The organism is Mucilaginibacter gotjawali (genome assembly GCF_002355435.1).
GTDB lineage: Bacteria > Bacteroidota > Bacteroidia > Sphingobacteriales > Sphingobacteriaceae > Mucilaginibacter > Mucilaginibacter gotjawali.
This window is the reverse complement of the sequence record NZ_AP017313.1, coordinates 5,663,283-5,675,380: the sequence shown is the minus strand read 5'-3', so window position 1 is coordinate 5,675,380 and position 12,098 is coordinate 5,663,283. Positions and strand designations below refer to the sequence as shown.

Here is a 12,098-nt window from a genome sequence, read left to right as displayed (position 1 = left end):
CTTAATGGTATCAATAAAAATTCTCGTAAGCAAGTATTCGCCAACATAGAAGTATCAATCGCAAGACATAGAGTTATAGGGCATAAACTATATTTTATCATCTTTGTTCTTGTGGTCAATAATACAGCACTATGAAAGAATACTTCAAACCCCTGGCCCGGTTCAAAAAGCGCGAACACCCGTTCGACATAGGCATGCCCTTTTCCTGGTGGAAAGGCCACTATGACCGCCATTTCCTGAATAATTTATATGATCGGAAAGAAAATGAATTTGAAGCGTTTTATAAATATCACCTATCGCATTTTTTAAAAGTTAATGAAGGGTCCGAGGAGGTTGAATTTTATAAGCACGTACGCGATATTGTTCAGGACGGAATTGCGGGTTTGATCAAAGAAGACAACCCAAATTCGAAAACAAAGCATGAGCGAACCAATGTACAAAAGGCGCAGCTACGGGCATTTACTGATTACCTAAACTCGATTGATCAATGGTATGTGCGTCCGCAGCATGAGGTCAATACAGAAAAAGATGCAACTATTGCACGGTTGCAAAACCAGATTGCAGCTTTAGAGAAGCAACTCAATGAAATAAAAGAATTTGATGTGGTTCAGAAGATCAGAATAGAAGAAGGTCATTTGCCCACCGTGATTGATTTAATTCAGCAACTGCGGGACTTGCAATTACCATCAGACAGAAAGCTACTCCGCTGCGATTACAAAACGCCATATTACAAAATGATCAGTAAATACTTTTCAATTGACGGGAAAGATATCCCGATAGAAACCACCAAGAATTACTTCTCGGATAAACAAAACGATGTAAGCGTGAAGGGCACATCCATTCCATTGGAAAACAAGCTGTTTAAAATAATACCGGAGACCGTAAAAAAGGCATCGAAGAAAAGCAATAAAGCCTAAAGCCTTTTTATATATCCTGTTTGCCGGCTTAGACTTTGTTTTTTCTTCCGGAAGTTACCTGGCATTAAATCCATTAGTAAAGTCTAAAACACTCATCTTGTTCGTCTCCTATACATGACCAGCGAAATCTGACGGTCATGATTTCAGCTATGCAGCACTTTACATTCGTCCTGTTAACCAAAAAACGGAATACAGATGCAAGTAGAGATTTTAACAAAAGAAGACCTGAAACAGTTCAAGGCAGAACTGTTTCAGGAAATGAAGGAGGCATTTGGCGGGAATGCAAAACAAGAAAACAAACAATGGCTGAAAAGCGCCGAGGTAAGAAAACTGTTAGGGATTTCACCAGGCACCCTGCAGAACCTGCGCATTAACGGGACACTGACCTATTCCAAAATAGGTGGTATGATGTACTATCGTTACCAGGACATCATGAAGCTGTTAGAAAACGGAGGTGCCAAATGAAAAAGGCACCCCCGGAATTGGCATTGCTAAAAGCCATCCAGCGCCACAAAGGGCTAGGTCCTTTTCATATCAGTCTCTATACGGCTATACTTTCCTTATGGCAGGAACAGCAATACAGCACTCCTTTCAGAGTGACGCGAAGCCGGCTGATGTCGATCTCCGGCATCCGGTCTCCGGCGACTTATCATAAATGCTTAAAGGAACTGATCGGCCAGGATTACGTCATTTATGAACCCTCGTTCGATAAGCATATTGCAAGCAGGATAACCTTAGTTACAAGCGCAGGCTGCACCTAAAATATGCAATAAGAATGGTGGTATAGTCGAGCCAGAAACAGCAACGATGCGGAGCCTCGGCAGAGGCACCGGGCGAAGCCCGGCAGGCTTTTAAAATGTATCCCGGTACAAAGTACCGGGCTGTTAGAATTCTTAGCTACTTTGAAGGAGCAAGTTTGTGTTTTTGTTCCACAAAAACCTCCCTGCTGCTTTCAGCACCAGTGCAAACTTGCTTTTTGCGCCCGTTGGTTTCAAAAAGGGATAGGGCGATTAAAACTTGAATTGACTATTAAGCAGTAGCAAAAATGGTATTCGAACGGAAAAAGAAAACCAGCTTTCCGCTGGCTGAAAAAGAAAATAAAAACAAAGGCGGCGCACCGCGAAAGCCCGTCAAACGGGATCTGGATATCAGGGTGAGGCTATCGGCTACCGAGCGTTTTATGATGGATTCAAAAGCGAAAGAAGCAGGCATAAAAACCAGTGATTGGGTAAGGGCAGCAATAAAAAGCGCAAGGGTTGTTCCCCGACTGAAAGCTGAGGAACTCAGCCTCCTTCGGATGCTGGCGGGCTTAGCCAATAACCTTAACCAATTGATGAAACTGGCCTACCGGTGGGGGCTGCATTCTGTAGCCGGAAAATGTCGGGAATTGTTATTGGAGATTGACCAGACATTAAAGGCAATTAATAAAGATGATAGGTAAGATCATGATCGGTAAAACCTTTGCAGGTTGTATCCGCTACGCAGTATCCAAAAAAGATGCGGTTATCCTTAATGCTGACGGTATAAGGACAGATCAGATGTCGCATACCATTGCCGACTTTAATATGCAGCGTAAGAGCAACCCCAGCCTGGGCATGGCGGTAGGACATATTGCTTTAAGCTGGAGCTCTAATGATCTGTCCCTGCTTACCGATGAAAAGATGGTACAGGTAGCTGAAGAATACCTGGAACGGATGAAGATATTGAATACTCAATATTTAATAGTCAGGCATCATGACAGTCAAAACCCGCATCTGCACCTGATCTATAACCGGGTCGACAATGAAGGCAAAACTATCCCGGACAATTTCATGAAAAGCCGGAATGTAAAAGTATGCAAGGATCTTACCATAAAACATGGTTTTTTTCTTTCAGCCGGGAAAGAAAGCGTTAATGAAAAAAGGCTGACCGGGACGGACAAGCTGAAATATGAATTGTATCATGCTATCAAGGTAACAAGCAGTAAAGTTAAAAGTATGGACGAACTGCAAAAGGAATTAGCCAAACAAGGGATTACGCTCCATTACAAGTACAAGAGCGGCACCGGCGAAATACAGGGTATTAGTTTTAGTAAAGGCGAATTTAAATTCAAGGGATCAGAAATAGACCGCAGTCTGAGTTTTGCCAATTTGAGTAAAACGATTGACATGCAGGCCAGCCAGTTCCGGGAACCTGTATTTTTTAATAAACAAAGCCAGGAAGAAAACCCTTGGTATGCTGAAGATTGGGACGAACCGGAAGATGACGACGAAGGCGGTTATGATAATAGCGATGTAATATCGCTTGAACGACAGCCCGCTGAAACTAATAAACCCTCATTAGCCGACCAGTTGCGAATGGCTGTTCAGGGGATAAGCATAAACATAGCGCCTGAACCTGAACCCAAAAGAAGAAGAAAAGACAACAATACCTTAGGCGATGAGCGGAATAAATGAACTGAAGGATAAAGTAGATTACCTGGACGAGGTATTAAACAATCTGATAAAGAAAAACAATGAAGATGTTAAAAATCATTTGACGGTGTCAAAATGGAGGCGTTGACAAAAAAGATCGAAACACTTATTGGAAAAACGCACCTGACGAATGAGCTATTGGAAACCTTTCATAAAGAATACAGCGCACAGCTATTTGCAAACGTTTTTGAAACCCTCGATAAAAAGATCACGGCCATTCCGAAAGTCGTTTTAACCAGGCATCATCACAGTTTCGAATCGAAATCCTGGGGTTACCTGGCCGTTGTAGGCATTTTGACAGCAATAACGGCAGTTGCTGTTGGCTTGGCAGTGGGTTACCGGATAGAAAACCATAGAATTGAAACCGATGCAGATAAATTTGAGATCATGCAGGCGCTATACCCCGTATCTACAGGAAAGGTTAATGCAGCTTATGAAAAGAATGCAGACAGCCTCAAAAATGTCGCAGAAGAAAAAGCTAAAAATAGCGCTTCGAAATAGCAGGCGGCGAAGGTTGCGCCAAACGGCTGGATACTACCTGCCACCCTGGGTCTGCCCATCCAGCCGTCAGGCTCACCTGAAATGGGCAAAACGGAAAATCGCTGCGCTCTAATCCGATTTGCTGTTGGAGGTAAAAGAAGATAATTTATAGATGAGATCTGGTTATAAAATATCCCGATACAAAATATCTTGTTACAGAGTAGCTGGAAATAAAATATCTTGATACAAAATAGCTGGATATTTTATAACTGGCTACTTGCCTTTAAGGACTTCGTTTTTTTCTTTTTCGGCTTGTAGAAGACGTTCCAAAAGAGCGATCTTTTCATTATAAAGCGTTTTGTTTTCTTCGATTACTTGCATCCATTTTTCAATTGGATTAAAATTACAACTGAAAGCGTTGTAAGCTCCATTGTTAAAACTATTGTCGTTAAAGGTATTAAAGTAGTTTATTACCCCTTCGTCACTAAAGCTTTTTATGGCGGCGGAAGTCACTCCCAAAATCTTTGCTACCTTTTCCAAAACCTCGTCTTCCAATGCGGCACTTTGCTCAATTTTAGAAACAGCCTGTTGACTGATGCCTAATTCCGTAGCAAGAGTTTCCTGTTTCATGCCACGTAACTCTCTTATTTTGCTAATTTTTCTGCCGATGTGTAAGGTAGCTTCCATAGGTCAAATGTATTATTAAAACGTAAAGATACAAAACAACCATATAGTTGTAAAGTACAAATGGTTTTGGTTCGGTACAGGGATGGCTTGCCTTTTTTTGTGCTGCCGGTTAATACAGGCCGGTTTAAAGAAATGGCTTATGTACTTCGACAAATATGCACCCTGGGAACATTACCCAAAAACACTTCGCCAGCACGAGATTGAAAATCCAATGTCTGTTGTCGCTGACTTTTTTTTCGCAGATTCTGTAAAAGGACACGGCAAGCGGTTAAAGGAATGGCGCTACTATGTAGTCAATGATGAGCATTACAATGAAAAACGACACGGCCCCGGCACCCTGCTTTTTGTTTATGATCTCAATTTAAAGCTGCTGGAAGCAATGTTCCTGCTGTTGTGTACATATAAGAATTTTTCTTATCAACAGGAGAAGCTGACCGAAGCGCAATTGGAAGCCGAAAAGGAACAATGGGAATACTATCCCAAGAACCTAACGCTAAAAGAGCAGCTCAATCCCTATATCGCAGTAAAAAAAGTATTTAAAAAAATCAAACCACAGGCATATCGGGATCACTTGCACGAATGGTCCCATGTGGCGCTTTATAATAATGCGGATACAGAAGGCTTATATGCCGGAGAGATTATTGCAGTTTACGAAAACCTCCTCAAATTATATTCGGCAGCATGGCTGATTTATCAGCGGGAAAGCGGAAAGCCGGAATTAAAGCGGAGCAAGAGTGGAACTGCTATAGAAGGATTTTCTACTGAGCCAATCGAACTGCGAACAATAAAGCCAAATCCTACACCGGCAGAAAAGCTTGCCCTGGAGGAACTCAAAAACCTGATTCTAAAACGGTGTCCGCAAGTTGAGATGATTATTCATTTAGGTACCCATCCCGCGCCTTTTACCTTCTACCTGCTTGTTTTAACAAGCAACGAAGAAAAGACGCCGGAACACGAAATCAGCAATAAGATAGAAGACAACTGCCAATACCTTGCAAAGGTACATGCGATTGTACACAAAGCAAACAGTGCAAAGGAATCGCTTAATATCGGCGAACGTTTCTGGTCTTCTGTCATCAATAATGGGGTAACACTTTATAAATCCCCGGAGCTGGTTCTGCCTGAACCCAAAGAAATAAGCAAAGAACTTTTATTGGAACGGGCAAAGTTTAATTGGGAAAGATGGGGAATACAGGGTAAGGAATTTTTAAAGGGATCGGAACTCTACAAGACTGATCATAATTTCAGGCTTGCTGCTTTCCTTTTGCATCAATCGGTTGAAAGCGTTTTAAAAGGGATCATACAGGCAGTAATCGGTTATCGGGTGCAAATGCATAATTTATCGAGATTACTAAGTTTAACCTTATTGTTTTCCGATGAATTAAGAAATGTATTTGAACCAGATACAACAGAGGGGGCTCAAATATTCACGTTATTGCAAAATGCTTATTCGCAATCACGATATAACAGCGCATTTAACCCGGATGAGGAATCAGTACGAATACTTTCAGAACAGGTAAAAAAGCTGAATTATTCGGCAGAAAGGATTTACAAGCAATTTATTAAAAATATGGAATGATGCTAAATGTCGACACCCTCAGCTGTATTGGCGCGCGAATAACCGATCCGCCCTGCCTTACTTCTGACAATTGCTTAACACCTTTAAAATAGAACTGCTAGGGACCCTAAGTGGCATGGCGGGTAGTCAGTAGCTGATTGCCCGGCCTTGCTGCTGAAAGCCTAAAAAATACACCTCGTTGGAACCACGCAGCTACGGCAGGCGGCTTCATTGCACCACGCGCTATCGCACTGGGTTTCATTACGCCGTCCGCCTCGCTGCCTCTGGCAGGAGTGAAATTCGTTCCTCATAACACACCTGCCTTTTCCTACCCTCTAATGAATTCCAATTTCACCGTATCCGGCAAAGTTACCGACGGCGGAATGAAACGTAAAGGCTATATAAACGAAGCGTTTTTTATTTGTTTTTCAGCGGCGCTTCGGCCTTGACATTTCATCCGCCTTTCGCTTTTGGTGCCTAAGCGGTAAATATGGCATGATGTGCGCAATCGTGACACTCCGTTCCGAGTTATATTGGAAGTCTTATTTTCAACAAGAAATATTGACTGCTGAGGCATTGTACAATCACCAAATTGGCGCCCTGGAGAATGCAAAAGTCTCCATAAATGGGGTTTGATAGAGTTGTTATTTAGTTCGTTAACAATACATCCATTGCTCACTCTGACAATCTCTGCCATTAATAAGCAAAACACACCCGAAAATAAAACGCTGCGGAGCAGATAAAAGTCACTTTCAGTCAATTCAATATTCATCATGAAGGTTAAGCTCGACTAAACGATGCTGTCGGTGTCGACTTTCAAACCTGCGCTCCCTGCGTAATGATGCGAGAAGGTACAGACTTTTAGTTAAAATATGTCTTATGTATCTCAGCCCGAAATGCCATCAACAAAATTCAGATCAACCTCATTTTTATTGATCTTTTGTTTATCACCTTCTCAAGGATGGAAGTTCTTCAATCTGCCTGAACTCGCCATTCAGACTCTTCATTTTACCAAATATGTTTTCTTATCAATTCCTATCCCTGTCAGCTTTAGGGACTTCCATTGAGCTGGTAATTTTGATTTTACCTGGATAATTCCACTTGGAGTAATCTCCAGTCCTCCAAAGCCATTCAGCATAGCCTGTATCAATCCGCCTGCTTCGGTAGCAAAATATGGGTTGGTTGCTCCCGCTGATTCAGCAAGCACACCAAACGGCGGCAATGCGTTAGGCTTGTATCCGTTCTTAAATGCGAGGAACGCTTTCTCTCCGTCGCCCAGCCTTGCATACAATATGGAAAAGATAGCATGCGTCATGGCGGGGCCATTATCTACTCTGGATTCATAGTATTCAAGGTCTTTTTTAATACCTGCAGGGTCAGTAACTTCATGTAGCGGATAAGCCAGCAGGTTAACGTCGGCCTGTTAATATTTTCACCTTTATAGGTTTCAAACTCTTTAGTCACACCATCGGGAGACTTTAATACAGGGATATTTTGAGCGACTGTATCCCAATCAGGGTCAGGTTTTATTCCCAATACTTTTGCGGTGGCGGCGGCATGTTGCAAATTGGCCTTTGCAGCAGCGTTGGTAAAGGCATTGTTATCTATATTATTGGCATATTCATCTGCCGCAACAACATTTTTAATGTCATAATGTCCCGGGCCATTTCTTTCCACCCGGCTTGCCCAAAAATCAGCTGTTGCAGACAGGATCGGCCAGCCTTTTTCCTGTAACCATTGCTTATCCTGGGTAACACTATAATAATTCCAGGCGGCAATGGCAACATCGGCAGTAATGTGATGTTCAAACGGGCCGCTCAGCGCCCAAACAGGTGTTTCCTCTACACCGCTATCAGCGCTTTCCCAGGCAAACATGGCTCCTTTATAGCCATGCGCAAAGGCATTTTGCTTTGCTGCCCCTAAGCGCTGGTAACGATACTCTACAAAAGATTTGCCAATTTCAGGATGTAATAGTAGCAGGCCAGGATACATCCACAGATCAGCATCCAAAAATACATGTCCATTATAGCCCAGGCCCGATAGCCCCATTGGCGAAGGTGCATAAGCGCTGCCGGCTCGGGAAAAGGAATACAAATGATACAGCATACTGTGCACATCCTGCTGCGCCTGCGGATCTCCCTCAATTTTAATATCACTCTTCCACAAATCGTCCCAGGCTTTTTCATGAAGTCTAATCAGGCGTTCCCGGCCTTCCAGTTTGGCAAAGATGGTTAGACGTTCGGCCTGGTTCAACGGGTCGGCATCATGCGCGGACGTAATTGATGATCCGGCAACGGCATACTGATAAGTTTGCCCCGCGGCGATAGCTTTGCTGAATTTCATCTGATGCTGATTGCTATCCCACATTTCGTGTGTCACATGTGGTTCCTGCCCGCGTTCTTCATCAAACAAAAAGGTATTTGAGGCGCAAAGCAGCAACTTGCCGGTTGGGCTTTTTGCTGTTGAAGTAAGCAGGCTGATAGGGCCAACCTCGTTATAATAATTTTGAACATCGCGCAAAGCATCCGGTGTTTCCAGGGCACTTATAGCATTGATCGTAATATTTTTTTTAGCAGTGACGGTAATATCCATCAAAACCGTAAAAGGCAATTGCCTCAGCGCATAATAATTGTATTTTACTGAAGCTTCATCTCCAAGGTCAAAGGTTGCGGTAAAACAGCCGTGCTGCATATCCAGTTCCTGCTTATAGTTGCTGACGCTCCTTGCCTCGGCACGTTTGCCATTAATGTCGAGCGACATGTTCAATAAATTAAAACTATTCAGAAAATTGCTTACCCTGCCCCGGCCATATGAATCATAGGCACCCGCAAGTGTTACACTTTTTATCTTAAATATTTCAGGTGATGAAACCAGACCGATCATTCCGTTGGCGACCGTAACACCATAATAGTTTGCAGGATCAATGTTTGTCGCGGTTATTTTCCAGGGGTCCTGTGCGTGAGCAGTTAGAAAATTGATTATGAAAAAAAATATAAAGAGGAGCTGTTGTTTACCTGTCAGGCCTATTGCTTTCATGATTGGCCCCACCGTGTTTATCGCCTGTTTCGCCGAAATCTTCAGGCAGGATGTTTTTTAATTATATAAAATAAAACCCCGGCCCTGAATGACCAGGAACCGGGGGATTAATTATGATTATGAAAAGCTATGCTTAGTGGACCACTTTCGCACTTACAAAAGTGCCGGTCGAGTCGAAAATGACAATGTAGTTGGTGCTGTTGGCCGTAATAAATACGCTATACCCAATGATTGAACCTTTTGAACTTTCGGAGAAAGCATTCTGGAACACATAACCGGGGTAAGTAGTGGTTAAGTAAGTGGTAATGCTGGCCAATAAATTTGCCTGTGTTACCTGTGCAAACTTGCCGTTGTGCGGCGCTACTTTCATCCGGCTGATGAATGTCCCGGTGGCGGTAATGTTAGTGGCGTAAAGAACAGTGTCTTTGCTGATAAGCACATAAGTAGTATCAGGCGTAACAAAGGCATGCAGCAACGTATCTGTAGGGTAGGTAGTTGTAAAATAAGTTGATACCGCTGTTGGTAAGGCTGATAATGCGATGGTATCGCGGTGCTTGCCATCCCTGTCGCAGAATGGGCCGCCTTCATGCCATCCCATACCGCCGTGACCCATATTAGCGCCATCTTTTTGCTCCAGTACATTCTCAAACGTTCCGGTGGTGCTGAATTTTAAGCCGATGAGGTTGCCGTTATATTTAATGATCACTACAAAACCGTTGGCTACATTAAGGCTGTCGGTTGTTTTAAAGGCTTTTTCAAAAGTGTAGCCCGAATAATTTGTAGTTAAATAAGTGCCGATAGCAGAAGGCAATGCGCTAAAAGCAACCGAATCTTTGCTGCCATGAGGCGGGAAGCAGTTTACCAGGTAAATGGTATCGGTTGTGCCGGTAGCGGTGCTGGCCAGGCTAGTGAGGGCAATGGCGCCCGTTGCTGAGGTAGATGTTGTTGTGGTGGTAGTTGTTTTTGAACTTGACGTTACATCCTTCTTGCACGAAGAAAGGATAAACAGGGTGCTTAGCATCACCAGGCAGGGGTAAATAATTTTGGTTTTCATTTTGTAAATTTTTAATTCATAATTGTTTCAGATAATAAAGCGTCCTGCTTTATCACAACTAAAAGTATGACGGTAATTTGGCGCGGTAAAAGATGTGTCGATGAAGGTGGTTTTTTTGCCGATAAACTGATTTTTATCCGGAAAAACAGGGGGTAATGGCTATTTGCAGCGGTTTAAACCGTCGGTACTTGATTCGTCGCCGGGTTTAATTAAAAGGGCTTTTTCAAAATACTCTTTGGCTTCGGCTTTTTTGCCTGCCATAAAAAGCGACCAGCCCAGCATGTGATTGCCATCGTAGTCATAAGGGTAAAGGTCGGCCACTACTTTAAAAAGCCTGGTCGAGGTTTCGTATTGTTTATGGTTATAGTAGATTACTCCGGCCCAATAGCTTGCCTGCGTATTTTTGGGGTCGATTTTGAGGATAGCCATGTATTGTTCCAGTACTTTGTCCCAGCTCTGCAAAAACGATAAGGGTTTTACATAGCCAAATTTAGCTTCGATGGCGCCCGGTTTAAGGTTTACCGCCTTTTGGTAATAGTTTTGCGATGCATTGTAGTTTTGGTTCAAATAGTGCAGCCAGCCCAGCCTTATATTTATTTCGTAACTGCTTTCGGTATAATAGGGCGATATATCATTAATAGCCGCCGAATAATTTTTATTCAGTTCGTCGGTATAGCTGCTGCGGAAGGCTTTTTGTAAAATGGAGTTGCTTTGGGCATGCGTTGCAACCGCAAGTAAGGATAATATTGAAATGAATAAGCTTCTTTTTAAAATTTCCATAAAACACCTAAAGTAACAGAGTTTTGGTCATACTTTATTGATTGATAGGTATCCGCTTTTTTCTCAAAAGCATAACTTATTTGCAGTTGCGCGTGTGTACCTAATTGGTAGAACACGGTTTCCCCACACCTCAATGTTGTTTTGTCAATCGCATTGTAAATATAAAGCCCGTCAGCGTCAAAATAATCATCCTCATCACCCAAAATAACCGTCGACTCCAGCCAGGTATTCTTTATTAACTTAAAGCCGGCGGCCTGGCTGACGATAAAATTATTGGCCCCTCTTAAATGTAAAACCGACGCCCTGCTGATTGTATATAAATTAAAATTCCCCAACGGATAATAAATTACTTTAGTATTGTATTGTTCTACCGGCTTGTTTTCAAGCCTGCCAAAGTTAATATCAGCCTGCATGTCGGTGTATGTTCCGGTGTATTTTAATCCTATTAAACCCAAATTACTATTATATATTGTGTTATTAAACTTAGTATTTAAATAATGAAATGAGCCAATAAGTGATAGGTTTTCACTGGCGCTATAACTCAATTTGGCATAATATTCCTTCTGCAGATCGGCCGAACGGGTTGAAGTTTTATCATTATCAATATCATTCGTCAGTTTAAAAATATCCTGGCTAAAATAAGCCAGTGATTGGTCGAGCTGAAAACGCCAGTTTAAGCGGTTACTTGTTGTAATCCGCTCATAAAAGCCGTTATCCCTGTTAACGTCATTGTTTTGCTTTACGCCTGATTCCGCCCCAACGGCTATCAACCCATAGGGTTTAAGGCCTTCTTTATTCACCGCTTCCTTATCCATAAACGAAGCATGATAAGCTGCCTGCAGGTCATCATTCAAAAATTTACAGCAGAAATAGGCATAATAGCGTGCTGTTTCGTTATAAGTGTCTTTGCTCAACAATTGCTGGTACTCATTTAAAGCGTGCTTGTAATTCCCCGTGATAAAAAAGGCAAAAGCAACCTTTAAACGCAAGCCGGGAAAATTAATGCCGTTAGCCTGGGCTTGGCTGCCATAGCTGATCAACTGTCTCCAGCTGCCTTTATTGTATAAATCAGTTGAAATGCTGTCAGCTGCCTGGATATTGCTTTCCTGGCACCTTCCTGTACGCATAACAAC

At 42.6% G+C, this 12,098-nt stretch carries 13 protein-coding genes; 7 read left to right on the top strand and 6 right to left on the bottom strand.

Annotated elements, in window-relative coordinates; genetic code table 11:
• Positions 1-131: 131 nt before the first annotated feature.
• The 6 genes from MgSA37_RS25020 (at position 132) to MgSA37_RS24995 (ending at position 3,871) form a co-directional block, all read left to right on the top strand.
• Positions 132-917, top strand: a complete 786-nt coding sequence (locus MgSA37_RS25020) for a hypothetical protein (RefSeq protein WP_096356131.1) — start codon at positions 132-134, stop codon at positions 915-917.
• Positions 918-1,112: 195 nt separating this feature from the next.
• Positions 1,113-1,382, top strand: coding sequence for a helix-turn-helix domain-containing protein (locus MgSA37_RS25015; RefSeq protein WP_096356129.1), 270 nt, complete (start codon positions 1,113-1,115; stop codon positions 1,380-1,382).
• Positions 1,379-1,678, top strand: a complete 300-nt coding sequence (locus MgSA37_RS25010; RefSeq protein ID WP_096356127.1) for a hypothetical protein — start codon at positions 1,379-1,381, stop codon at positions 1,676-1,678. Before MgSA37_RS25015 ends, MgSA37_RS25010 begins: the two co-directional genes overlap by 4 nt.
• Before the next feature lie 284 nt (positions 1,679-1,962).
• The gene (locus tag MgSA37_RS25005) at positions 1,963-2,358 is read left to right on the top strand and encodes a plasmid mobilization protein (RefSeq protein ID WP_096356125.1); all 396 of its coding nucleotides are present in this window, start codon (positions 1,963-1,965) and stop codon (positions 2,356-2,358) included.
• On the top strand, positions 2,348-3,352 hold the full coding sequence (locus MgSA37_RS25000; protein WP_096356123.1) for a relaxase/mobilization nuclease domain-containing protein: 1,005 nt from the start codon (positions 2,348-2,350) through the stop codon (positions 3,350-3,352). The genes MgSA37_RS25005 and MgSA37_RS25000 overlap by 11 nt, the downstream gene beginning before the upstream one ends.
• Positions 3,353-3,445: 93 nt before the next feature.
• Complete coding sequence (locus MgSA37_RS24995) at positions 3,446-3,871, top strand: hypothetical protein (RefSeq protein WP_096356121.1); 426 nt, start codon at positions 3,446-3,448, stop codon at positions 3,869-3,871.
• A 252-nt stretch (positions 3,872-4,123) separates the two neighbouring features.
• On the opposite strand, the gene MgSA37_RS24990 is transcribed toward MgSA37_RS24995, so the two are convergent.
• Positions 4,124-4,537, bottom strand: coding sequence for a helix-turn-helix domain-containing protein (locus MgSA37_RS24990; RefSeq protein WP_096356119.1), 414 nt, complete (start codon positions 4,535-4,537; stop codon positions 4,124-4,126).
• A 139-nt stretch (positions 4,538-4,676) separates the two neighbouring features.
• Here MgSA37_RS24990 and MgSA37_RS24985 point away from each other — a divergent pair, with 139 nt between their 5' ends.
• On the top strand, positions 4,677-6,116 hold the full coding sequence (locus MgSA37_RS24985) for a HEPN domain-containing protein (RefSeq protein WP_157750731.1): 1,440 nt from the start codon (positions 4,677-4,679) through the stop codon (positions 6,114-6,116).
• Positions 6,117-7,098: 982 nt separating this feature from the next.
• On the opposite strand, the gene MgSA37_RS29255 is transcribed toward MgSA37_RS24985, so the two are convergent.
• The 5 genes from MgSA37_RS29255 to MgSA37_RS24965 form a co-directional block, all read right to left on the bottom strand.
• Positions 7,099-7,410 carry a hypothetical protein gene (locus MgSA37_RS29255; RefSeq protein WP_232010728.1) on the bottom strand — a complete coding sequence of 104 codons (312 nt, stop codon included), beginning with the start codon at positions 7,408-7,410 and terminating at the stop codon, positions 7,099-7,101.
• 14 nt (positions 7,411-7,424) lie between these two features.
• Positions 7,425-9,131, bottom strand: coding sequence for a glycoside hydrolase family 65 protein (locus tag MgSA37_RS24980; protein ID WP_232010727.1), 1,707 nt, complete (start codon positions 9,129-9,131; stop codon positions 7,425-7,427).
• A 133-nt stretch (positions 9,132-9,264) separates the two neighbouring features.
• Positions 9,265-10,185, bottom strand: coding sequence for a hypothetical protein (locus MgSA37_RS24975; protein ID WP_096356115.1), 921 nt, complete (start codon positions 10,183-10,185; stop codon positions 9,265-9,267).
• Positions 10,186-10,344: 159 nt separating this feature from the next.
• Complete coding sequence (locus MgSA37_RS24970) at positions 10,345-10,965, bottom strand: tetratricopeptide repeat protein (RefSeq protein WP_096356113.1); 621 nt, start codon at positions 10,963-10,965, stop codon at positions 10,345-10,347.
• A complete protein-coding gene (locus MgSA37_RS24965) occupies positions 10,953-12,092 on the bottom strand; it encodes a hypothetical protein (RefSeq protein ID WP_096356111.1) in 1,140 nt (379 codons plus the stop codon). Before MgSA37_RS24965 ends, MgSA37_RS24970 begins: the two co-directional genes overlap by 13 nt.
• Positions 12,093-12,098 lie beyond the last annotated feature (6 nt).